The following is a 22,551-nucleotide window of genomic DNA, read 5'->3' as shown; positions in this document are numbered from 1 at the left end:
GCGGCTTACACAGTGTATTGTGTAAGAAAAAAGCGCCGGGGTGCGGAAGCTGCCTTCCCGGCCCGTATGAAAAGGAGAGGAAAAAGTGAAACGGAAAAGTATTGGTTTGATATGTATGATAGCGCTTATTGCGGGGGGACTGTTCACCTCCTGTGAAAACCCCTTCTTTATAGCCCTGCTTATGAAAACCCGGACCGTGACCTATCACGCGAACGGGGGAACCGGGACGGCCCCGAAAAAGGCAGAGGTGGAAGACGGCGAGTCAATCACCGCGCCGGCGGGGACCGGGCTTACACGGACCGGCTTCACCTTTATGGGCTGGAACACCAGGGCCGATGGGAACGGTACCTTGTACCCGTCTGGCAGTAAAATAAAGGTGAGCGGCGACCTCAAACTCTACGCGCACTGGGCAAGCTCGGGGAAAACCATAACGGCCGGGGACATCAGCCTGGCCGGAGACCTTGCCGGCGGGTCGGTTGTTGTTGATGAGGAGAACAAGACCATAACCATAACGGCCCCCTACGGCACCGACGAAACAGACCTTGCCCTTGACATACGCGTGGACGGGGCCGTGGTAAGCCCTGGCGGCGGAGAATCACAGGACTTTACGGACCCGGTGACGTACACGGTAACCGCTGAAGACGGGACAAGTCAGGATTATACGGTAACGGTGACCGTACGCGCGCCCAGTTCCAACGCCGCTTTGAGCGTTCTCACCGTAAGTGAAGGAACCCTGACGCCTGACTTTGACGAAGCAATAACCGCCTACACGGTGAGCGTGCCGGACACGGTGAGCAGTATAACGGTAACCGGGACAAAAGCGGACAGCACGGCAAGCCTGAGTTCCAACAGCGGGGCGCCTCAAAACCTTGAAACCAGCCCCACGGTGATAACCCTCCGGGTGACCGCCCAGGACGGCAGCGTGACGGACTATGAGGTGACCGTTACCCTGATAAGCACCTCGAAGGCCATAACCGGCTTTACCATTCCGGGCGCCCACTCAGGCGGAGACATAAACGAAGCCGCGAAGACGATAGCCATAACCGTGCCTTATGGCACCGATGTAACCGGCCTTGCGCCGACAATAACGCACACGGGCGTAAGCATAAGCCCGGCCAGCGGCGCCGCGCAGAACTTTACCGGCTCTGTCCCCTACACAGTAACCGCCGAAGACGGCAGCACAGCCGTATACACGGTAACCGTAACCGTAGCGGCGAACACAGCCAAGGCCATAACCGGCTTTGCGTTTGAAACCCCGGCAGTTACCGGAGACATAAACGAAGCCGCGAAGACGATAGCCGCAACCGTGCCATACGGAACGGACGTAACCGCTCTTATACCCACGGTAAGCCACACCGGAGAGCGTATAAACCCGGCCAGCGGAGTTGCACAGAACTTTACCGGCTCTGTCTCCTACACAGTGACGGCCGCTGACGACAGCACGCAGGTTTACACGGTGACCGTGAGCGCGGCTTCCCTTACCTCTATAGAATTAAGCGGCAGCTACAAGACCCAGTATAAGATAGGCGAAAGCCTTGACACCACTGGTCTTGTAATCACGGGAACGGACAGCGAGGGGAACAGTATGACCATACCGGCGTCGTCCTGCGCCTTCACCGGCTTTGACAGCGCATCGGCGGGAAACAAAACGGTGACCATAACGGTGACCGGCACGGCGGTGACAAAGACCTTCGGGGTGACCGTGCTGAGCAATAACGCGGACCTGAGTAACCTCACGGTAAGTACGGGAACCTTAAGCCCTGCCTTTGACGCGAACACGACGAGTTACACGGTGAGCGTGCCGTACACCGTAACAGCCATAACGGTAACCGGGACTGCGGCGGACGGCGCGGCGACCGTGAGCAACAGCGGGGTTGCGCAAAACTTAAACGTCGGGTCAAACCCGATAACGATAACGGTGACTGCCGAGGACGGGGAGACAACAAAAGACTATACGGTAACCGTTTCGCGGACCGCCGCGAACACGGACGCGGACCTGAGTAACCTGACGGTGAGCGTGGCGAACAGTGTGACAAGCATAACGGTAACGGGCACAGCGGCGGACGGCAGCGCAAGCGTGAGCGCCAACAGCGGCGTTGCACAGCCCCTGAACGTGGGAGCGAACACGATAACGATACGGGTGACGGCGCAGGACACGACAACGCAGGACTATATAGTAGTGGTGACGCGCGCGGCGAGCAATAACGCGAACCTGAGCGGCATAACGCTGAGCGATGGAGTCTTGAGCCCAACCTTTAACGCAAACACGACGGCGTACACGGTGAGCGTACCCTATAGCACGGCGAGCATAACGGTTACCGAAACCTTGATAGAAATCTTCATGCAGTGGCGCAGGAGTTAATCCGGGGTACATATATACCCGGACCATACCACCAGTTCCGTATCCATGACCCAAAGGAACGGATTATATCCGCCTCTCCGGTACGGGACCGCATTGTTCAGCATGCCGTGATGAATATATTTGATCCGGCCTTTGAACGGTATCAGATTTTCGACAGTTATGCTTGCCGCCGGAACAAGGGGACACATAGGGCGGTGCTCCGGGCATTTCATTTTGCGAAAAGTTCAGCGTATTTTCTTAAAATGGATGTTCGTGCGTATTTTAATTCGATTGATCACACAATTCTCAAAGAATTGTTAAAAAAAATCATCGAGGATAAAAAGGCATTGCGGCTTTTCAGTACGGTAATCGATTCCTATGGCAGTGATACAGGTTTACCCATCGGGAACCTGACCAGCCAGTATTTCGCGAATCAGTACCTTGCCCTGTGTGATCATTACGCGAAGGAAGTAGCGGGAACCCGCAAATATATACGGTACATGGACGATATTCTTGTTTTTTCACAGGATAAAACGTTTCTGAAAGAACTCTATGGAACTCTTGTTTCTTATGCCTGTGGCCGACTTAAACTAACCCTTAAACCGGCAGTGATTGCGTCGACTCATTCCGGAGCGCCTTTTCTCGGATTTCTGGTAAAACAAAACGGTGTCTATCTTTTGCGAAAAACAAAAGAACGGTACAAAGCCGGATTGTCAGAAATTGAACATAACCGGAGGGAGGGAATTTTAACCGAAGCGGAAGCGGGGATGCGGATGGAGGCGGTCAGCAGCCATCTCTATCTTGCCCGTTCCCGGATTTTCCGTAATAAACAAATTGAGGGGCGCCTCCCTGGGCTCTGCACGGCGCGTTACACGCGTGGATTCCCGCCTGCGCGGGAATGACGAAAAAGAGAGCGGAAATGCCGTCCCGTCATCCTCGGGTTTATCCCGGGGATCTACACGGTGCGTTACGCGCATGGATTCCCTCCCGCAAAGTTGGGTTTGCCTCCGGGTCTGCAAGGTTTCAATCTTTATGATTCTATCAATGAAAAATTGGTTATCTTTACTGCGCCATCGGGGAACCGGGCGGTGATTTCGAGTTCACCTCCCATCGCCTCAATATGACTGCGGAGGGTGGAGATATACATATCAGTGCGTTTTTCCATCTTTGCAATTGCTGGCTGCTGTATGTGCAAGGCCTCGGCAAGCATTTTCTGAGATAATCCTCGAGCATTGCGAAGTTCGTTTAGTGGCATTTCCGCTATGGTTTTCTGTATCTGCTCATCAACTTCAGCTCTCGTTTCAGGGGGCATTTTATCGCGTAATTCAGACCATTTATGTGTTTTCATTGTTATTCCTCCTCAATTTCGGAAAGGTAGTGCTTATAGATTTCATCCGCTCTGGGAACCAGTACTTCATAAAATCGATCATCTCCTGTTTTATCCCCGCCAATGAGTAATATTGCATTACGCCGTGGATCAAAAACGTAAAAAGTCCGTAAAGGCCTCCCTTCGCACTGGCTTCTCAATTCACGCATTCCGGAATGTATGGAACCGATAGTTTTACTGCTGTAAGGAAATCTGAGTCCAGGTCCTTCAATCTCAAGAAGTCCTACAGTGAACGCGACTGATTTCTGCTCGGCTTGTGAAAGGGTATCCCACCAACCACCGAATTCATCGGTAAACTCAACGTTCCATTTCATATTTCAATGATATTCCATTAAAGGAATAATGTCAACTGTTTTGAAGGTATTTTCAGAGAGGTTCGAATACTCTTTCCTGTCATGCTCCCAGCGCCAAAGAGCAGGCCAGGCTTGCGCTTATGATGGAAACCATAAGAAAGGAAATTACGGGCTGGCGCAATGCTTCCCGGAACAACCCCAGCAACAGGAACAACAACCTTGGCTTCTGCAAAGCCTTTATTTTTCGCTGAGTGCTGACGGGTGACGAGCGCCAGCGATTGAAGCGGAAAGCCCGGAGCGGGACGCGCTGCTGTGCTGCAGGACTTTTTCGGGCAGGTCCGGACGGCGAGGACTTGGAGCGGAAAGCGCGGTGCCATGAGTTCATCTATGGTGAACTCAGTTCACCATAGATGAACTCATGGCAGGCGCCCAAATGTTACATATTACTGTGTGTAAAGTTCATACTTCTTACACAATATCGTGTGTAAGATTTAGATTTTTTACACATTGTTATGTGTAAGATTTTGAAGCTGGCACTTGAGTGGATTCCCGCCTTCGCGGGGGATGACGAGAATGACGTATGTGAATGACGGGGGCGGGGGCGCTCTGTATTCGCATTCGGCTCGTTGGGTATCTGCGTCTGCAGCTCTGGTCGTCGTTGCAGTACTCAATTAATTCCAACAACGCGTGATAGACAAAACCGGCCTTGCTGTGCTATAATTTTTTTTACTTGCCGGCGTGGTGAAATGGCAGACACGGTAGACTCAAAATCTACTGGGGGCGACCCCGTAAGGGTTCAAGTCCCTTCGCCGGCAAAACCGCACTTCAGTGCGGTTTTTTTATTCGCGCCGGAGTATTTTATAGCGGTACCATCAAGGGGAACGGAACACCCCGCGCCGGTGTATATGCACAAACCCTGCCTGGAGTACGCCTCAAGCTGCAAATCAGCCAATTTCTTCTATATAAATAATAGCTGGCGGAGGCATACCCTTTGTAAAAGTGCGGCTGTCCCCCGCCAGCGTAAAAGAGCAAAATACGCGTTTTTTTGTTAACCTTTGTTGACAAAAACTTGTTTTAAGTATATAGTGTTTCTAGAAGTTAGAAACAGATAACAAAACTGTTATGGAGGGTATATATGAAACAGGTATGCCAGACTTCCATTTTGACGGAAAAACAGCCCGTTTTAAGGACAGGTTCTTCCTCTATTCCTCTTTCAATGCTTCCTGCCGGAACTGAAGTATATGTACAATCGGTTAACGGAAAACAGGAAACCAAGAAATTTCTTGAAAATCTGGGATTTATTGAGAATACCCCGGTCCGGATTGTTTCGGAAATCAATGGAAATATTATTGTTGAGGTGAAAGGCAGCCGGATAGCCCTGTGCAAGGCTCTGGCCGCGCGCATTTACGCCGAAGAACGCTGAGTTGTATACAAAAAAATAGCGATTGTATGTGTAATTAATGTGTATAAAATACCTCGCCGCAGAGCAGGGCAGACCTTCGGTCTGGAGTATTTTTCTCTCCCGAGGAATTGGTCTCGGGTTTAATACCATGGAACCTACAAAAACTAACTTTTTTATAGGTTGGTATAGAAAACGCCGCAGAGCAGCGGGGTTTTAAACCCTCGCCTTGAATAAAAACAAACAGGAGTATGTATGCAGACATTAAAAGATGTTAAAAGCGGTGAAACGGTCACTATAAAGAAGCTGTCCGGCACCGGAGCGGTGCGCAGGCGGATAATGGATATGGGGCTGACCAAGGGAACTGAGGTTACCGTGGTAAAGGTCGCTCCTTTGGGTGATCCCATCGAAATAACGGTGCGCGGGTATGAACTGTCAATCAGAAAGAGTGAAGCCGAGAACATTGAAATCGGCTGATTTTTTTTTCGTTAAAGTTAACCATTACTAACAATAGGAGAATAATATGGATATAAGAATTGCGCTTGCCGGGAACCCGAACAGCGGTAAAACAACGATGTTCAATGGTTTAACGGGCAGCAGTCAGTATGTCGGAAACTGGCCCGGTGTTACTGTTGAAAAAAAGGAGGGCAAGCTTCGGGGACACAAAAATGTAATTGTGACCGATCTTCCCGGTATTTATTCGCTTTCCCCGTACAGTCCGGAAGAACTGGTCAGCCGGGATTATCTGGTAAAGGAAAGACCGGACGCGATTATCAATATTGTGGATGCGACAAACCTTGAACGCAATCTCTACCTTACTACCCAGCTTATCGAGCTGGGTATTCCTGTTGTAATCGCACTCAATATGTTTGATCTCCTGAAAAAGAGCGGAGATACGGTCAATAAGGCAGCTCTGGAAGACCTGTTCGGCTGCACGGTTATTGAAACCTCGGCCCTGAAAGGGCAGGGGATAAAGGAAGCCGCCGAAGCGGCTATCGGGCTTGCTTCACAGAAAAACAAACTCCCGAAACCGGTAGTTTTCAGTAAATCCGTCGAAGCCGTTCTTGCCGGAATATCGGAAAGTATAAATCCCGTACTGCCCGCAAACAGCGGAAATCTTTCACGCTGGTATTCGATTAAGGTTTTTGAGCGTGACGCTAATGTTCTTGACGCCCTGAAGATTCCGGAGACGGAAAGCAAAAAGATTGACGGCAGTATCAAGGCTCTTGAAAACGAACAGGATGACGATAGCGAAAGTATTATTACCAATGAACGGTATACCTTTATTTCAAAAACAATAAAATCTGTCATGCATAAAAAATCTCCTGCTCTTTCAACCTCAGATAAAATAGACAGAATTGTGACCAACCGCTGGCTGGCTCTTCCTATTTTTGCGGTGGTCATGTTCCTTGTATATTATATTTCAGTTACAACGCTCGGCGCTCTTGTGACCGACTTTACCAATGACACCCTTTTCGGAGATTGGATCCAGGGTCCGGTCGGCGAATGGCTCGAAGGTATCGGGGCCGCGGCGTGGCTGACCAGCCTGATTGTCGACGGTATTATAGGAGGGGTCGGGGCTGTGCTCGGGTTTGTTCCCCAGCTGTTTGTTCTGTTTTTCTTTCTTGCCTTTCTTGAAGACTGCGGTTATATGGCCCGCGTTGCCTTTATTATGGACCGTATTTTCAGAAAATTCGGGCTTTCCGGAAAGAGTTTTATCCCGATGCTTATTTCGTCGGGATGCGGGGTTCCGGGTGTTATGGCCGCGAAAACAATTGAGAATGAAAAAGACAGGCGAATGACTGTCATGACGACAACCTTTATTCCCTGCAGCGCGAAATTGCCCATTATCGCTTTCCTTGCCGGCATTATTGCAGGCGGCGCGGGCTGGGTCGCTCCATCAATGTACTTCCTGGGTATTTTTGCTGTTATTTCTTCCGGCATCATTCTGAAAAAGACAAAAATGTTTGCCGGCGAACCTGCTCCCTTTGTTATGGAGCTTCCCTCTTACCACTGGCCTTCAATAAAGAGTGTACTCTTTCATATGTGGGACCGGGTCAAGGCCTTTATTATCAAGGCTGGTACCATTATCTTCATTGCCTGCGGAATTATCTGGTTCCTTTCGAGCTTCGGATTTTCCGGCGGAAGTTTCGGCATGGTCGAACAGGACGAGAGTCTTCTTGCGTTCCTGGGAAATATGTTTGCCTGGATATTTATGCCTCTTGGCTTCGGAAACTGGCAGGCTACCGTAGCGACCATTACGGGTCTTGTCGCGAAAGAAAATGTTGTCGCAACCTTCGGTATTCTTACCGGCGTCGGTGAAGTTGCTGAAACCGATCCCGCGCTCTGGGCAGCAGGCCGTTCGATTTTCCCGACCGCTATACAGGGTCTGTCCTTCCTGGTATTCAATCTGCTGTGCGCTCCCTGTTTTGCCGCTATCGGAGCTATCCGGCGAGAAATGGCGAGCGGAAAGTGGACCTGGTTCGCGATCGGTTACCAGACTGTATATGCCTATGTCATGGCTTTCCTGGTATACCAGTTCGGCAGCCTTATAACAGGCCTTGCTTCATTCAGCGGATGGACAGTGGCTGCTATAGTACTGGCCCTCGGATTCCTGTATCTTCTGTTCCGGCCGGACGGCGGAATGAGACGACGGAATTCCATGCAGAACCACGCTAACGCGTAAGTGCTGGATAAAACCCGGATGAGGCATGAGTTTTTCATGCTGTCCGGGTTTTTTTATGGGCGAAGTTTTCTGTTCATGATTTCATATAAACAGTGTGTTTTGACGGTATCAATTTCAGGACCTGGAAGATTGTATATTGAAGAAATTATACCGACCGGTAAGTATAGCGAAAGTCCGGAGTTGTCCCTGAACAGGCTATTATTATACTCTTTTTCGTAAAAGACTCCTTTCTCCGGGGAGCCGAAGTTTTTTTGCAGCAATAAATACTGTTTTCAGAAGATCAGACCTTCTTCACTCATTGACTGCGATGGTATATATACTTACCGGTCGGTATATCGTATTCTTTAAAAAATCTCTATCCGACTCAGCCATACCCTTTTTCCGGGAAGTCTTCCATTTGCGCGCGCCCCTCCAATGATGATCGAACAGCCGTTTGTGTTGAACTTCCTGCCCAATAATTACAGGGCAGGATTTTGCGAGTTGACGTATAAAACAATAATATGAAGCTTTTCCGCAAAAAATAACAACAAAAAACCCGGTATCATTTTACCGGGTTTTTTCAGCATATAGTAACAAAAAGGATTTATGACTCAATATCAATGACAGACGCGGAGTTGGCGCCCGAAGCGTAAATGCTCTGTTTGCCCGCGTAGGGGTTTTTCATGGAAAGCACCTGTTGCCTGAGGGTCTGCATATGGGATTTAAGCAGGTCCCTGTTTTTTTCGTTCTGCTGGAGGACCTCTTTCCTCAAGTGTTCAAGATCAGTCTTGATTTTTGGAATTTCGGTATCCTGTTTTGCCGGGTTAATGGTTTTGACCAGCTCTTCCATCGGGTCAATAACTTTCTGGATTGTATAAATTTCAGCTATTATGGACTGTTCGATTTCCGTATGTCTGACCATGGCGTCCACATTGTCGGAATGTATCATGTCTTCCTGTTTTTCAAGGACGGAAAGGTATTCGCGGAATTTATTTCTCTGTTCTTCCAGGAGCTGCCTGAACCGCTTCAGAATGGCTACTCTTTCAGCGACCTGCTCCTGTGTTAATTCCTGCTGAGCCATGGTCTTCCCGGTTATCCTGCGATATCAATGCCTGCCGGGGCTTTTTGCGCCGGTGTGGTATTGGCAGTTGTATTTACCGCCTCAGCCCAGGCCTGCCTGAGCTGGTCCATCATATTCCTGATAAACTGCAGTTTTTCCGGTTTCTTTTCAATATTTGCTTCGATCAGCTGCTGGTTGAAATAGGTATACAGAGCAAGCAGGTTCGCAGCGATTTCCCCTGCTTCCATGTTCAGCGAAGCCATCAGCTCCGTAATAATTTCCTGAGTTTTGAGGATATGATTATTGATTAATTCAATACGGCCCGTATTCTTGCGGAAGTCATCATCCATAAGTTCGATAGCCGCTCCCAGCTGTTTGATAGCTTCTTCATACAGCATAACAATGAGAGAACCCTGGCTCGCCGTACGTACCCTTGTTTCCCGATATGCACTTAATGCTTGATTGTAACTCACTTCGCCACCCTCGCTTTAAAAATGGAATTTCCATCCATTCCTGTATACCATATCGGCAGGTTATTCTTCTACTTTAGCCGAAAAGGAAAAAAAAAGCCAGCAAAAAACGGAAAAGGTTTGTAAAAACTGCCTGCATAGTATTTTTCCCCTCGTGTTTCCCATGGAAAGCAACTTTGCGTTTATTGTCTTTTTTGTTGTATACTTACCGGTCGGTATACAATCTTCCTCCCTGTGTGAAGCTCAAACGTTCCCCTTATTCTGGGAGAACCTCATCCTTATTTTAGTCTTTCAGCAAAACTGATTCCCCTTTCGGTTCTGTTTTCCGCTTGCATCAAGTCTTTTCCGGTATTACACTGATGTACAAACCAAGACTATGCCGGAATCCTGCCCGGGACGAAAGAGGATTATATGCCTTCACCTGTAGCTCTTACGGCCTGTCCTGATTATGACAGAAATAATGTCCGTCAGGCACTTGAAAAACTGCTGGAACTGGCCCCTCCGCCGGATGTGCGCGGAAAAACAGTGCTTTTAAAGCCCAATATTCTGTTTCCCAAAAAGGCGGAGTCCGCTGTCTGTACCCATCCCGAGGTAGTATACGCCTCAGTCCGGGCTTTTCTGGAACGGGGGGCCTCCGAAGTTCTGGCAGGGGATTCTCCCGCTATCGCGGGAAGCCGGATGGCCGCGAAAGCCTGCGGGATTTATGATGCAGTCATTGAAGCCGGCGGGATATGGGCCGATTTTGACGGTTCCGTCCCGGTTGCCTGTCCCGAAGGGAAACTCGTCAAGGCTTTTACCTTTGCGGAGGTTTTTGAACGGGCTGATATACTGGTTACCCTTCCCAAGCTGAAAACCCACCGGCTTATGGCATACACCGGGGCAATGAAAAACCTGTTCGGCCTTATGGTAGGCCTTGATAAGGCCCAGATTCATTTCCGCTTTCCGGAACGGAAGGAATTTTCCGCCTTTCTGACTGATCTGAATCTTGCCGCAAAGGCTTCGTACGGCATTATGGACAGCATAATTGCCATGGAAGGTCCCGGCGGTCCCGGAAACGGCAGGCCGGTCAGGGTCGGGGTCCTCGCCGCTTCCCCTGATATTCTTGCCCTTGACTGGATTTCGTCCTCTCTGGTGGGATACCAGCCGGAAAAAATCGAAAATCTTGCGGACGCCCTTGACCGGGGACGCTGGCTGTCCGATCCGTCTGATATTCTGCTGTTGGGGGATTCCTTTGAAAGTCTGAAGCCCAGGAAATTCGACATTGTTAAAAGCTTCCGCGGAAACGACCTTCTCAAACCCTATATGCCCCGGTTTTTTCATACATTCGCTTCGTTTGTTTTTCTTTTGTGGCCCCATTTTGTATCGAAAAAATGCATACGCTGCGGTAACTGCATTAAAATCTGTCCCGGAAAGGCGCTCCGGTTCGAAACCAGGAAAAAGCGCGCCTTTGTTGTTCTTGACCGCAAAAAGTGCCTGCACTGTTTTTGCTGCCACGAAATTTGTCCCGAAGACGCCATACGCCTCCGGAGGATACCATAAATAGCCTATGAAACCGAAAAAAAAAAATAAATGACTCGACGTAATGGGCAGTTTTCCGTATTATATGGATAGGGTTCCCGAAACCATATCTCAAAAAGGTTCCCTTTCAGGCGGTGTATGCAGTATGAGTGATCCAGATAATTCTCAAAAAGATAAAAAAAATGATAACCAGAATGATCCTTTTAATTTTTTCAAGCTGAATCCGGAACCAGGATCATCTGACGGAAAAAATACTCCCAAGATGCCCAGGATTCCTTTTTGGGCAATAATACTGATTATTCTGGCTGTTCTGGTAATCATTAATATGCTTTTCCCCCGTTCGGATCCCGCGATCCCGTTTTCCGAATTCAGGGAGCGGATTTCCTCCGGCGAAATTGTACGGGTTGTGCTCAGCAACAGTGAGTTTGTCGGCTATACTACCCCGGAAGACCCAGATTCCCAGACGAACAGGCCTTTTCCATTCGGCAGGAGTTCATCCAAAGGAAAAAGCTACCGGACATACGGGGTCGCGACTGACGAATTTTTTGAGTTTCTGAACGCCGCGCATGTGTCCTATTCAATCCAGCCTACGAACCGGAATTATTTTTTTGAATTTATCATCCAGCTTTTAATCCCGCTTGCCCTTATTTTCCTTATCTGGCGGTTTCTTATTAAAAGGATGGGCGGTGGACTCGGCGGCAGTATTTTTTCCGCCGGACAGACCCGTTCCGCCGCGGTGGAAGAGGGGAAGGTCTCAACCCGCTTTTCGGATGTCGCCGGGGTTGATGAAGCAAAGGAAGAACTTGTTGAAGTGGTCGACTTTCTCAAATATCCGAAGAAATACACTGATATAGGCGGAAAAATTCCGCGGGGCGTGCTTCTTATCGGGCCTCCGGGTACCGGAAAGACCCTCCTTGCCAGGGCGGTCGCGGGAGAAGCCGGCGTGCCTTTTTTCCGCATCAGCGGTTCCGATTTTGTTGAAATGTTTGTCGGCGTTGGGGCGTCCCGGGTTCGTGATCTGTTCAAGCAGGCCAGGGAAAAGGCACCCTGCATTGTCTTTATTGACGAACTGGACGCCATCGGAAAGTCCCGCATTAACTCAATGTCTTCAAATGATGAACGGGAGCAGACCCTGAACCAGCTTCTGGTTGAAATGGACGGATTTGACGGGTCCAGCGGGCTTATTCTGCTTGCGGCGACAAACCGCCCTGATGTTCTTGATCCCGCGCTGCTCAGACCGGGCCGGTTTGACCGGCAGGTTGTTGTTGACCGCCCCGACGTCAAGGGCAGAGAGCAGATCCTCAAAATTCACGCGAAAAATGTCAAACTTGCGAAGGATGTTAATCTCGCTTCAATTGCCAAAACCACCAGCGGCTCTTCCGGAGCCGACCTTGCGAATATTATCAATGAGGCCGCCCTGCTCGCCGTGCGCGCCGGCCGCAAGGAAGTTACCATGGAAGACCTGGACGAGGCTGTTGAAAAAGCCATAGCCGGGCTCCAGAAAAAAAGCAGGGTAATAAAGGAAGAAGAGCGGAAAATTGTCGCATTCCATGAAACAGGACACGCTGTTATGGCCGCTTTTACTCCGGGAGCGGACAGGGTTCATAAAGTTTCAATTATTCCGCGCGGGGTCGCCGCTTTGGGGTATACCCTCCAAATGCCCGAGGAAGACCGCTATCTGCGGACTGAAAACGAGCTGCTCGGTGAAATTGATGTGTTATTGGGCGGCCGGGCCGCGGAGGAAATAGTATTTTCCCAGGTTTCAACCGGCGCTTCGAATGACCTTTCGCGGGCTACCGATATCATCCGGAAAATGATAACGGACTACGGAATGAGCGGAAAATTCAGGAATGTTGCGCTTAGTCAGCGGGGCGCGGGATACGGATCGGGCATGGAACCCCATCTGGTCAGGGAGTACGCCGAATCGACCCAGCAGTATATTGATGAAGAAATCGCCAGAATAATAGACGAACGGTATGGAGCCGTAAAAAAACTCCTGGCCGAAAAAAGGGTTCTTGTCGATTATATCGCGAACCGCCTGCTTGAAAAGGAAATAATAGAAGAAACCGAGTTTATGGAGATAGTCACGGCGGAAGCCAATCTGCCGAAACCAGGAGACCAGGCCGGAACCGAGATAGACTGACCCGATCTACATGAAAATCTCCTCCCTGAATGCAAAACAGGACAATTTTGCTGTCTGCTTAATTGACTGAATACCTTCTTTCTGGTTTACTTATAGAATGAAAATATTTTCTTCCAGGTTTCCATATGTAATGTTGGTATGTTTTTTTATGCCCTGCATGCTGCTTTCTGCCCAGACATCCATCACTACCGCCGATACCTTTTTTTCATCAGTTTCAGATGTATATGCTTCAATTAGGGATTATTCCGCTAATATAACCATTACCAGCGGCACCGGTTCCCGGGCTGAGACAATGACCGGAAGGGTTATATTTAAAGTTCCCCATCTTTTGCGGATAGATTTTACCAGACCTGATGAACAGGCTATTGTTTTTAACGGGGATATGCTGACTATTTATCTGCCCTCATACAATGTTGTACTTAACCAGTCCGTGGAAAAAAGCTCTTCAGCTTCCGGGGCTTCTCTGGCGACGCCTCAGGGCCTCGCGCTTATGAAGCGGTTTTATTCGGTTGCCTATGAAGAAGGTCCTGATCCGGTTCCAATCAGGGAAAATGCGAGGGAAACGGTCATTGTATTGCTCCTTTCCCGCCGTTCGGCAACCGAAATGTTCAGGACTATACGTCTTAAAATTTCCCCTGAATCGAAACTTATACGGGTGATTGAAGCCCAAACCGTAACCGGCGACCAGATTACCTTTGAATTCTCTGATTATTCGCTGAACCAGGGCATTCTTGATAACCGGTTTATATATGATGCGCCTCCATCGGCAAATGCATTCAATAATTTCCTTTTTTCGGAATAACGGAGATAAAAAAATATGGAAGCGTTCGGCAAAAAGCTGGAAGATACACGGATATCAAAAGGTATTGATCTGGATCAGGCCGCGCGGGAAACCAATATTTCCCGCCGTTTTCTGGAAGCCCTCGAAAATGAGGATTTTTCCGTTTTCCCCGGCGAGCCCTATCTTTTAGGTTTTTTGCGGAATTATTGTGAATATCTCGGTCTGAATAGTGCGGAATTCATTAATGCCTATAAAAACCAGAAAATCCAGGAACAGCAGGTCCCCATTGAAATGCTTGTTCCATCGCGGACGCTTTCTTCCCGCATTTTCAGCGGCGCCGGCGGAAAAATTATAAAAATTATTGCGATTGTTCTTCTGGTCGGATTACTGGGTGTTGCCGCGTTCTATTTTGGCAGCAAACTTTTTGATCCCGCAAACCGTGAACCGGAGGTTGTTGAGGTCCGGACGCCCGTTGCATACAATATCAGTGAAACCGATTTCAGGGAACGGGTATATGCCGGCGACAGTTTTCTCCTTCCGCTCGAAGGCGGGGAATATCTGGTGACCGTTGAATCAACCGCGCCATCCTTGAAACTCTCCACCCCGGTCGGCGACAAAATAATTGAACTGGGGCAGGATCTGCTGATAGATCTTACAGATGACGGAACGCTTGATATCAAGGTGTTTGTTGAGGACCTGTACAAAAATAATCCTTCCCGCGGAGCGAAGATCCATCTTATTTCAGGCGAGGGGTTGTCTGCCGGACTGGCTTCACAGGATCCTGACGCCGCCGCTCAGGGAGATGTCACTGTTCCTCCTCCTTCAACTTCCCCGTCTTCGTCAAACCAGCAGCTTGTACTTTTTGAAGGCGGCTCCGCCTATCCTGTCACAATGGAAGCCATATTCCGCGGGTACTGCCTGTTCCGGTATGAGGCGGATGGCACAAACCGGGAAGAACGGTATTACCAGAAATCCGAAGAGCTTAAGGTCCAGGCCAAAAATGGTATACGGATATGGGCCTCGAACGGCAATGCCGTAAAAATCAGAATGATTGCCGGCGGAAAAACCGTTGACCTCGAGTTGAGCCGGCCTGGTGAAGTAATTGTTAAAGATCTCCGCTGGCTCAGGGACAGTGATACCGGACGGTACCGGTTTGTAGTAATGGATATAGACTGACATGCGGTTTTTCCTTGATCAGCACGGATGCGCGAAGAACCAGGTTGACGGCGAGCTGTTAATCGGTATCCTTGGGCAAAGGGGCTGGATAAGGACTGATATTCCTGAAGATGCTTCCCTGATTATTGTTAATTCCTGCGGCTTTATTGAATCCGCGAAAAAAGAATCCCTGGAGTCCGTAATTACAGCCCGGGCCGCCTATCCCAATGCAAAAGTCCTCTTGGCTGGCTGTCTTGCCGAACGGTATGCGTCCGATCTCTCTGAAAATCTGACGGAAGCTGATGCCTTTTTCGGAAACGGTGATCTTTACCGGCTCCCCGAAATCATTGATAAACTATTTCCGGAGTCAGATATACGGCCAGGACTTTCCGGTAAAACGGAAAAAGTCCCCGTTCTGGTTCCCGCCCAGCAGGGCGTCTGTTCCGGATCGCGTCCACAGCTGCTGTCCTTTCCGGGTTCGGCATACGTGAAAATAACCGAGGGCTGCAATAATCACTGTTCTTTTTGCGCGATTCCCCTTATCCGGGGAGAACTCCGCAGCAGACCCATACACGAGATTATTGATGAATGCAGTCTTCTCATTTCGCAGGGAATTTTTGAATTGAATCTGATAGGCCAGGACCTTGCATCCTACGGAAGGGGCAATGAAGACGCTGTTTCCGGTGAACGGAAGGAAAACCCTGCGGAAGCCGGGACCTCTTTAAGCCCTCTCGCCCTTTTGCTTACAGCTCTCTCCGGGCTTGAAGGGAATTTCAGGATCAGACTTTTGTATATTCATCCCGATAACTTTCCCCGCGATATTCTGCCTGTAATGACGGCCGATTTCCGGTTTCTCCCTTATTTTGATCTGCCTTTTCAGTCGGGAAGCAAGGCCATCCTTCCGGCAATGAACCGGAAAGGAACGCCGGAACAATATCTCGGGCTGATTTCGGATATACGGAGAAGTTTTTCCGAAGCCGTAAATCCCTACGGGTTTGTAGCTTTCCGGACAACCTTTCTTGTCGGGTTTCCCGGAGAAACAGCGGAGGACTTTGATGAAACCTCGGCCTTTCTCCAAAGCATACAGAGTCTCTGGTCGGGAGGTTTTATCTGGTCATGCGAAGACGGAACAAAAGCGGCTTTGCTCAAAAAGAGGCCGCCAAAAAAAGAGGCCCAAACCCGGCTTGAACTTCTCCGCCAAATCCAGTCCGGTATGACTTCGGAAAAGCTTCTGTTTTTTACCGGAAAAATTCTTGATGTTCTTGTTGAGGAACTGGTCCTGAACCCGGAAGAGGGAAACAATGATATTCCCGCTTCCAGGCTTGCGATCGGACGGACATGGTTTCAGGCCCCCGAAGTCGACGGTTCAGTTGTCCTTCAGTATGAGGAAGACCGGACCTCGCTTGACGGCGGACCAATCCGTCCGGGCTCAATTGTGCGGGCCTATATCCGGGGCGTAAGTGGCGTTGATCTGGACGGAGTGGTGCAATGAATAGAGACCAGTATCTTTCTGTTTTAAATCCCGAACAATATGCGGCTGTGACCCATGAAGGTTCTCCTCTTCTCATACTTGCCGGAGCAGGGTCCGGTAAAACCAGGGTCATTACCACAAAAATAGCCTGGCTTATTGCCGAGCAGGGTGTTCCGCCGGAATCGATCCTTGCCGTAACTTTTACAAACAAAGCCGCCAGGGAAATGGCCCAGCGCGCGACCAGGCTTGAACCTCGTGCCGAGCGTTCAGTACTCCGTACCTTTCATTCTTTCGGAGCCTGGCTTTTACGGCGGAACGCTTCTCTCGCCGGTCTTGTTTCAAATTTCACGATTTATGATGATGATGACGCTGTGACTCTTCTTGCCCAGAGTTATCCTGCCCTGACCCGCCAGCAGATTTCTTTTGCCGCGCATAAAATCGCGCGGGCAAAAGATTACGGGTACGGTTTTGACAGCCCCTTCCTCGCGGAAATTGATCCCGATCCTGAATTTGCGGAGATGTACCGGACCTATGAAAGGCGCCTGCGCGGTACCGGAAATCTTGATTTCGGTGATCTGATTCTTCTTCCCGTCCGGCTGCTTGAGGAGCATCCTGAGGTGCGTTCCAGAATCCATTCGCGCTTCAGTGTTATCATGGTTGATGAATATCAGGATTCCAATGTTGCCCAGTTTGAGTTTCTCCGGTCCATAACCGGCCCTGAGACCTATCTCTGTGTTGTCGGCGACGATGACCAGTCCATTTACCGCTTCCGGGGCGCAGAGGTACGGAATATTCTTACCTTTGCGGACAGTTTTTCGGGAACCGAAATTATCAAACTGGAAAGGAATTACCGTTCAACCGAACCCATTCTTGATACCGCCTCCAGAGTCGTTGCGTATAACAGCGGCAGGCTTGGGAAAACACTTTTGGCGGAACGGGGCGGAGGCAAAAATCCGGTGCTGACTTTTTTGCCCAATCAGGATGACGAAGCAAAATTCTGCGCCGCGCTGATTCAGAATGCCCGTGACAAGGGCTGCCCCTATCAGGACTGGGCCATCCTATACAGAACAAATGCCCAGTCCCTCGGATTTGAGACTGAATTCCTGCACCGTAAAATTCCGTACAAGGTTGTCGGGTCACTGAAATTCTATGAGCGGGAAGAAATTAAGGATGCTCTGGCTTTTCTCGCCCTTATTGCAAACGGCCGGGATGAGGTTGCTTTCCGCCGTATTGTCAATAAACCGGCGCGCGGAGTCGGTCAGGTTACCCAGGACAGAATTGTTGCGGAAGCCCATAATCCTTCAGCCGATCCTGAAACCGTGTCCTTTGATTTTGATGAAAAACAGGACCTGTTCTCGGCCTCCCGTGCGGTCCTGCCTTCTCTGTCGAAGAAGGCAAAGTCAGGACTGTCGGATTTTCTGACAATAATAGACAGCCTCAGTCTTCTGATCCGCACTCCGGAAAACGACGAACAATCCGGCGATGATAAACAGAAAAAAACTGCGCGGAAAAAGGGCGCGGTCGGACTCGCAGTTTTTGTTGAAAAACTTCTTGAACGCTCCGGACTTCTGGATTATCATGCCGGGCAGGATGAAATAGCCGGGACCCAGAAGGTAGCAAACCTTCAGGAACTGATGAACGCCTCCAGTCTGTATCCTCTTTCGGAAGAAGGACTTCTTGAATTTCTCGAGCATATCGAGCTTGACCGTTCAATGGTGGAAGAGGAAAATACAAATCCCGATTCCGTGACACTTATAACATTGCATAATACCAAAGGTTTGGAATTTCCAAGGGTTATTATTACCGGTCTTGAAACCGGGGTTTTCCCCCGCGAGGATAAGAAAGGTGATGATCTGGAAGAGGAACGCCGGCTTATGTATGTGGGCTGTACCCGTGCAATGGACGAACTGTACTTTACCAGCTGCGCCATGAGGCGGCTGTACGGCCGGGCGGCCTATATGGAGCCGAGCAGATTTCTTTCTGAAATCGGAACAGAAAATATAGATGTACAGGGTATGGTTCCCCGTTCCTTTTCCTCCCGGATAAGTCTGTCAGGATTAGCCCATGGCGGATATAATCCCCTTTCCGGAAACCAGGAAAGAAGCTCCGGTCCAGGCGGAGAATACGGAAAATGGAAAACAGGGCAAAAACTCTTCCATGATGATTACGGTTATGGTATTATCACAGAGGTGGCTTTTACCGATCCTTCTGATCCGGAATCCGGCTGTGTTATTTTTGTTGATTTTGAAACGGGCGGCAGAAAACGGTTTTTGCCTGAATTCCAGGAAAAGGATTTGCTGCTGATCGGCGAGGATGACTAATAAAATACCCCGCCGCAGAGCAGTCAGCTCGAAGAGCTGCAGACCTTCGGGCTGGAGTATTTTTCTCTCCCGTGGAATTGGTCTCGGGTTTAATACCGAGAAATCTATAAAAAGTAACGTTTTTATAGGTGGCTATAAAAACTGCTGTAGGGCAACGGGGTATTAAACCCTCGCCTCGAATAAACAGCCGGTTCCTGGACCGGCTGCTGAAAAAGAACTCAGCATACGCTATACTGAAAAATCTGAAAGGAATCTGCTATGGACGAACAGAACAATAAAATTGACGAAACAACATTTGAAAATCTTTTATACCTTTCCCGCCTTTCTCCGGAAAGCTCCAATGTGGAAATACTTGCCGGACAGGTACGCGAAATTGTAGGCTATTTCGATGTGCTTGAAAAATTCGCCGGAGATGAAAACCCCTATGACGCTTATCCCACAACTACCATAGAACAGCTCAGGAGTGATGAAATTGTAAAATCCCTCGAGCAGAATGATTTGAAAAAAATGACCCCGGAATTTATGGATGGTTATTTCAGGGTTCCCAAGGTCCTCGGCGGCGGGGCCTGATACCGCGATATACAAAAACTGCAAGGAACTGATATGAATATCTGTGATATGACTTTGACTGAACTGAAAGATAATCTCCGCTCCGGCGCGCTGACCAGCGTCCGGATTGTCCGGGCTTTCCGCGAAGCTTATGACGCTGACGCAAAAAGCGGACAGCCCCTGAACGGCTATATCGAGTTTTACGATAATGCCGAAGAGATGGCAAAGAAGGCTGATGAGGCCAGAGCCAATGGTGATGATCGTCCTTTTCTCGGTCTGCCGTTTGCCGTTAAGGATAATATTTCGGTAAAGGGAAAATCCTGTACCTGCGGAAGCAATATTCTGCGCGGCTATGTCGCGCCCTATAACGCAACCGTAACGGAGCGCCTGCTTGCGGCAGGCGGGATTCCGCTTGGCAGGACCAATATGGATGAATTTGCCATGGGATCCTCAACTGAATATTCATCATACGGTCCGTCAAAGAATCCCGTTGACCGGACTCTGACTCCGGGCGGCAGCTCGGGCGGTTCAGCTGCCGTTGTCGCGGGCGGTCAGGCTCCCTTCGCCCTCGGCACGGAAACAGGCGGTTCAGTACGCCTCCCCGCGTCCTATTGCGGTATATACGGACTCAAGCCAACCTATGGGACTCTCAGCCGGTCCGGTGTTGTTGCCTTCGGCTCATCGCTTGACCAGGTTGGCCTTCTTGCGAAAACTCCGGATGATATTGCTCTTGCCCTTTCGGTTATGGCCGGCAGGGACATCCATGATGACACCAGCGCCGATCTGGATTTTTCCGGTCTCGACCGGCTCGAACCCGCGGAAATCAGGGGCCTCAGGGTCGCTCTTCCGGAAGAGTTTATGCGGGAAAAAGGCCTTGATCCTGAAATTGCCGCTATTTTTAAAAACGCCTGCGACTGGTTTACTTCCCGCGGCGCTGTTCTTGAAACGGTTTCCATTCCCGTGCTTGAGGCCGCGATAGGCTGCTATTACGTTCTCGCCCTTTCCGAAGCGGCCAGTAATTTGTCCCGGTTTGACGGAATCAGGTACGGCCTCCGGAAAGACCCCGGGGAGGGGTACGATGAATTATATGTCGCGACCAGGTCCGAAGGTTTCGGCTCCGAGGTAAAACGCAGAATAATTATCGGAAATTATGTGCTGTCCACACATTTTTCCGGCGACTGCTACAAAAAGGGAATGAGTGTCCGCGCCCGTATCCAAAAGGATATTGCGGAGGTTCTGAAATCACACGATATTATTCTGTGCCCGACAAATCCTGCGCCGGCTTTCAGGCTTGGTTCAAAGGTTGACGATCCCCTCTCGATGTATCTTTCCGATCTTTTTACAACCTTTGTTAATCTGGCACGCATTCCTTCCCTGTCCGTTCCGATGGGAAAAACAAAGGAAGGACTCCCCGTCGGAATACAGATTTGCGGGCCTCATTTCGGAGAAGAAAAAATTCTGCAGATTGCAAAAACATGGGAGCAGTCAAAATGAGTGATAGTCCGAATACTGAAATGCATACAGACGGAAAGCTTTCCTATGAAATAATAATAGGCTGTGAAATCCACTGTGAACTGTTAACAAAAACGAAAGCCTTCTGTTCCTGTGAAAACCGCTACGGCGGGATGCCCAATACCAGGGTCTGTCCGGTCTGTCTCGGCCTGCCCGGTGCCATGCCCATTGTCAGCAGGGAATATGTTGAACTAGGCACAATAGCGGGCTTTGCGTTTGACTGTGAAATAAACAGTTTTACCAAATTTGACCGAAAGCATTATTTTTATCCTGATCTGGTAAAAGGCTATCAGGTTACCCAGTATGATATTCCCCTGTGCAGGGACGGGCAGGTTATGATTAATATTGCCCCGGTAAATGAAAGCCCCCGGTATAAAAAAGTCCGTATTGAACGTATCCATCTTGAAGAAGACGTAGGCAAGAGTCTTCATATAGAAGGCGCACACAGTTATATTGATTTTAACCGTTCGGGCGTCCCCCTTATTGAAATAGTATCGAAACCCGATATGTCCAGTCCGGAAGAAGCCGCTCTTTTCATGCAGAATATAAGGGAGGTCCTCCGGTATATCGGCGCGACCGACGGCAATCTTGAAGAAGGTTCCATGCGCTGCGACGCGAATATCAATCTGAAAATAATTGAAGACGGAAAAGAATACCGTACTCCGATATCCGAAATAAAGAATATGAATTCTTTCAAGGCAATCCGCGACGCCTGCCACTTTGAAGTCTCGAGACAGCTGGAAGAATTTAAAACCGACCGGCAGACTTACACGGCGGGTTTCAAGCGGACAATGGGCTGGGATGACGCAAAGGGAGAAACGGTTATCCAGCGGACAAAAAATTCTTTCATTGATTACCGCTTTGTGGTTGAGCCCGATATTAAACCCTTTTATCTGAGCGACGGATTTATTGAAAACGCGAAGTCAAAAGTAGGGGAGCGGCCCCAGGAAAAACGCGACCGGTTCCGGAAGGAATACGGACTTTCCGATTTTGATGTGAACACGCTGACCGCCGACCGCGCCCTTGCCGAATGGTTTGAGGAAGCCGCGAAAAAGTCGGCTGATCCCAAAAAGACCGCGAACTGGATACTCGCGGAAGTCCTCGCTGTTTTAAATGAAAAGAACATAGAACTCGCCGGACTGAAAATTACGCCTGTCCATATATCGGAGCTGGTTAACGCGGTAGCAAAAAACCTCATCAACAGCCGCCAGGCAAAAGATGTCTTTACCGAAATGCTTGAAACCGGCGAACTGCCCGGCGCCGTTATTACAAAACACGGCATGGCCCAGGTGAGCGACTCCGGTGCCGTTGAAAAAATTGTTGATGAAGTTTTCGCCGAAAACCGGAACGCAGTGGAAGATTTCAAAAACGGAAAGACCAATGCGGCGGGGTGGCTCACCGGTCAGGTAATGAAAAAATCAAAAGGGCAGGCGAACCCGACCCTCGCGGCAGAACTTGTCAAAAAGAAATTATCGGAAAGCTGAAA

20 protein-coding genes and 1 tRNA gene are annotated in these 22,551 nt (G+C 49.5%); 15 read left to right on the top strand and 6 right to left on the bottom strand.

Annotated features, from left to right (window positions below):
* Window positions 1-85 precede the first annotated feature (85 nt).
* Complete coding sequence (locus tag K7I13_RS05700; RefSeq protein WP_255948674.1) at window positions 86-2,362, top strand: SGBP N-terminal domain-containing protein; 2,277 nt, start codon at window positions 86-88, stop codon at window positions 2,360-2,362.
* On the opposite strand, the gene K7I13_RS05695 is transcribed toward K7I13_RS05700, so the two are convergent.
* Window positions 2,359-2,550 (bottom strand): hypothetical protein, encoded by a 192-nt coding sequence (locus tag K7I13_RS05695; protein ID WP_255949396.1) that lies wholly within the window; start codon window positions 2,548-2,550, stop codon window positions 2,359-2,361. The two genes, K7I13_RS05700 and K7I13_RS05695, sit on opposite strands and share 4 nt — an antisense overlap.
* Here K7I13_RS05695 and K7I13_RS05690 point away from each other — a divergent pair.
* Window positions 2,473-3,243 carry an RNA-directed DNA polymerase gene (locus tag K7I13_RS05690; protein ID WP_255948673.1) on the top strand — a complete coding sequence of 257 codons (771 nt, stop codon included), beginning with the start codon at window positions 2,473-2,475 and terminating at the stop codon, window positions 3,241-3,243. The genes K7I13_RS05695 and K7I13_RS05690 overlap by 78 nt on opposite strands.
* 128 nt (window positions 3,244-3,371) lie before the next feature.
* Here K7I13_RS05690 and K7I13_RS05685 read toward each other — a convergent pair whose 3' ends face one another.
* Genes K7I13_RS05685 through K7I13_RS05675 form a run of 3 tightly spaced genes read right to left on the bottom strand, consistent with a single transcriptional unit; the run spans window position 3,372 to window position 4,398 of the window.
* Window positions 3,372-3,689 (bottom strand): XRE family transcriptional regulator, encoded by a 318-nt coding sequence (locus K7I13_RS05685; protein WP_255948672.1) that lies wholly within the window; start codon window positions 3,687-3,689, stop codon window positions 3,372-3,374.
* Window positions 3,690-3,691: 2 nt separating this feature from the next.
* Window positions 3,692-4,042 carry a type II toxin-antitoxin system RelE/ParE family toxin gene (locus K7I13_RS05680; RefSeq protein WP_255948671.1) on the bottom strand — a complete coding sequence of 117 codons (351 nt, stop codon included), beginning with the start codon at window positions 4,040-4,042 and terminating at the stop codon, window positions 3,692-3,694.
* A gap of 17 nt (window positions 4,043-4,059) precedes the next feature.
* Window positions 4,060-4,398, bottom strand: a complete 339-nt coding sequence (locus tag K7I13_RS05675) for a hypothetical protein (RefSeq protein ID WP_255948670.1) — start codon at window positions 4,396-4,398, stop codon at window positions 4,060-4,062.
* 355 nt (window positions 4,399-4,753) lie between these two features.
* Here K7I13_RS05675 and K7I13_RS05670 point away from each other — a divergent pair.
* The 4 genes from K7I13_RS05670 to feoB all read left to right on the top strand — a co-directional run bounded on the left by K7I13_RS05670 (window position 4,754) and on the right by feoB (window position 8,106).
* Window positions 4,754-4,836, top strand: a tRNA-Leu gene (locus K7I13_RS05670).
* A gap of 320 nt (window positions 4,837-5,156) precedes the next feature.
* Window positions 5,157-5,444 (top strand): FeoA family protein, encoded by a 288-nt coding sequence (locus K7I13_RS05665; protein WP_255948669.1) that lies wholly within the window; start codon window positions 5,157-5,159, stop codon window positions 5,442-5,444.
* Window positions 5,445-5,675: 231 nt separating this feature from the next.
* Window positions 5,676-5,897 carry a FeoA family protein gene (locus K7I13_RS05660; protein WP_255948668.1) on the top strand — a complete coding sequence of 74 codons (222 nt, stop codon included), beginning with the start codon at window positions 5,676-5,678 and terminating at the stop codon, window positions 5,895-5,897.
* Between the two features lie 46 nt (window positions 5,898-5,943).
* Window positions 5,944-8,106, top strand: a complete 2,163-nt coding sequence (feoB, locus tag K7I13_RS05655) for a ferrous iron transport protein B (protein WP_255948666.1) — start codon at window positions 5,944-5,946, stop codon at window positions 8,104-8,106.
* Between the two features lie 583 nt (window positions 8,107-8,689).
* Here the strand turns inward: feoB and flgN are convergent.
* Window positions 8,690-9,166 carry a flagellar export chaperone FlgN gene (gene flgN / locus K7I13_RS05650; RefSeq protein ID WP_255948664.1) on the bottom strand — a complete coding sequence of 159 codons (477 nt, stop codon included), beginning with the start codon at window positions 9,164-9,166 and terminating at the stop codon, window positions 8,690-8,692.
* Window positions 9,167-9,177: 11 nt separating this feature from the next.
* Window positions 9,178-9,618, bottom strand: coding sequence for a flagellar export chaperone FliS (gene fliS, locus K7I13_RS05645; protein ID WP_255948662.1), 441 nt, complete (start codon window positions 9,616-9,618; stop codon window positions 9,178-9,180).
* A gap of 408 nt (window positions 9,619-10,026) precedes the next feature.
* Between fliS and K7I13_RS05640 the strand changes: the two genes are divergently transcribed.
* The 9 genes from K7I13_RS05640 (at window position 10,027) to gatB (ending at window position 22,549) form a co-directional block, all read left to right on the top strand.
* Window positions 10,027-11,154: a DUF362 domain-containing protein gene (locus K7I13_RS05640; protein WP_255948660.1), complete on the top strand. Its 1,128-nt coding sequence runs from the start codon at window positions 10,027-10,029 to the stop codon at window positions 11,152-11,154.
* A gap of 124 nt (window positions 11,155-11,278) precedes the next feature.
* A complete protein-coding gene (gene ftsH, locus K7I13_RS05635) occupies window positions 11,279-13,276 on the top strand; it encodes an ATP-dependent zinc metalloprotease FtsH (protein ID WP_255948658.1) in 1,998 nt (665 codons plus the stop codon).
* Window positions 13,277-13,424: 148 nt separating this feature from the next.
* Window positions 13,425-14,078, top strand: coding sequence for a LolA family protein (locus K7I13_RS05630; protein ID WP_255948657.1), 654 nt, complete (start codon window positions 13,425-13,427; stop codon window positions 14,076-14,078).
* A 15-nt stretch (window positions 14,079-14,093) separates the two neighbouring features.
* Complete coding sequence (locus K7I13_RS05625) at window positions 14,094-15,233, top strand: helix-turn-helix domain-containing protein (RefSeq protein ID WP_255948656.1); 1,140 nt, start codon at window positions 14,094-14,096, stop codon at window positions 15,231-15,233.
* A 1-nt stretch (window position 15,234) separates the two neighbouring features.
* A complete protein-coding gene (locus K7I13_RS05620; protein ID WP_255948655.1) occupies window positions 15,235-16,704 on the top strand; it encodes a MiaB/RimO family radical SAM methylthiotransferase in 1,470 nt (489 codons plus the stop codon).
* Complete coding sequence (locus K7I13_RS05615) at window positions 16,701-19,004, top strand: ATP-dependent helicase (RefSeq protein ID WP_255948654.1); 2,304 nt, start codon at window positions 16,701-16,703, stop codon at window positions 19,002-19,004. The genes K7I13_RS05620 and K7I13_RS05615 overlap by 4 nt, the downstream gene beginning before the upstream one ends.
* Window positions 19,005-19,262: 258 nt before the next feature.
* Entirely contained in the window at window positions 19,263-19,574 is a 312-nt protein-coding gene (gene gatC, locus K7I13_RS05610) for an Asp-tRNA(Asn)/Glu-tRNA(Gln) amidotransferase subunit GatC (RefSeq protein WP_255948653.1), read from the top strand.
* Window positions 19,575-19,607: 33 nt separating this feature from the next.
* A complete protein-coding gene (gene gatA / locus K7I13_RS05605) occupies window positions 19,608-21,047 on the top strand; it encodes an Asp-tRNA(Asn)/Glu-tRNA(Gln) amidotransferase subunit GatA (protein ID WP_255948652.1) in 1,440 nt (479 codons plus the stop codon).
* A 20-nt stretch (window positions 21,048-21,067) separates the two neighbouring features.
* Window positions 21,068-22,549 (top strand): Asp-tRNA(Asn)/Glu-tRNA(Gln) amidotransferase subunit GatB, encoded by a 1,482-nt coding sequence (gatB, locus tag K7I13_RS05600; protein ID WP_439647481.1) that lies wholly within the window; start codon window positions 21,068-21,070, stop codon window positions 22,547-22,549.
* The last annotated feature ends 2 nt before the right edge of the window (window positions 22,550-22,551 follow it).

Source organism: Brucepastera parasyntrophica, from assembly GCF_022376835.1.
Lineage (GTDB): Bacteria > Spirochaetota > Spirochaetia > Treponematales > Treponemataceae > Brucepastera > Brucepastera parasyntrophica.
This window is presented reverse-complemented; position numbering and strand designations above follow the sequence as displayed.

Coding starts and splice junctions, on each gene's coding strand:
- K7I13_RS05695 (WP_255949396.1), bottom strand. CDS start 2,550: ATGTGTCCCCTTGTTCCGGCGGCAAGCATAACTGTCGAAAATCTGATA.
- K7I13_RS05640 (WP_255948660.1), top strand. CDS start 10,027: ATGCCTTCACCTGTAGCTCTTACGGCCTGTCCTGATTATGACAGAAAT.
- gatA (WP_255948652.1), top strand. CDS start 19,608: ATGAATATCTGTGATATGACTTTGACTGAACTGAAAGATAATCTCCGC.
- flgN (WP_255948664.1), bottom strand. CDS start 9,166: ATGGCTCAGCAGGAATTAACACAGGAGCAGGTCGCTGAAAGAGTAGCC.
- K7I13_RS05685 (WP_255948672.1), bottom strand. CDS start 3,689: ATGAAAACACATAAATGGTCTGAATTACGCGATAAAATGCCCCCTGAA.
- gatC (WP_255948653.1), top strand. CDS start 19,263: ATGGACGAACAGAACAATAAAATTGACGAAACAACATTTGAAAATCTT.
- K7I13_RS05665 (WP_255948669.1), top strand. CDS start 5,157: ATGAAACAGGTATGCCAGACTTCCATTTTGACGGAAAAACAGCCCGTT.
- K7I13_RS05680 (WP_255948671.1), bottom strand. CDS start 4,042: ATGAAATGGAACGTTGAGTTTACCGATGAATTCGGTGGTTGGTGGGAT.
- feoB (WP_255948666.1), top strand. CDS start 5,944: ATGGATATAAGAATTGCGCTTGCCGGGAACCCGAACAGCGGTAAAACA.
- K7I13_RS05620 (WP_255948655.1), top strand. CDS start 15,235: ATGCGGTTTTTCCTTGATCAGCACGGATGCGCGAAGAACCAGGTTGAC.
- K7I13_RS05630 (WP_255948657.1), top strand. CDS start 13,425: ATGCCCTGCATGCTGCTTTCTGCCCAGACATCCATCACTACCGCCGAT.
- K7I13_RS05625 (WP_255948656.1), top strand. CDS start 14,094: ATGGAAGCGTTCGGCAAAAAGCTGGAAGATACACGGATATCAAAAGGT.
- gatB (WP_439647481.1), top strand. CDS start 21,068: ATGCATACAGACGGAAAGCTTTCCTATGAAATAATAATAGGCTGTGAA.
- K7I13_RS05675 (WP_255948670.1), bottom strand. CDS start 4,398: ATGGCACCGCGCTTTCCGCTCCAAGTCCTCGCCGTCCGGACCTGCCCG.
- ftsH (WP_255948658.1), top strand. CDS start 11,279: ATGAGTGATCCAGATAATTCTCAAAAAGATAAAAAAAATGATAACCAG.
- K7I13_RS05660 (WP_255948668.1), top strand. CDS start 5,676: ATGCAGACATTAAAAGATGTTAAAAGCGGTGAAACGGTCACTATAAAG.
- K7I13_RS05615 (WP_255948654.1), top strand. CDS start 16,701: ATGAATAGAGACCAGTATCTTTCTGTTTTAAATCCCGAACAATATGCG.
- K7I13_RS05690 (WP_255948673.1), top strand. CDS start 2,473: ATGAATATATTTGATCCGGCCTTTGAACGGTATCAGATTTTCGACAGT.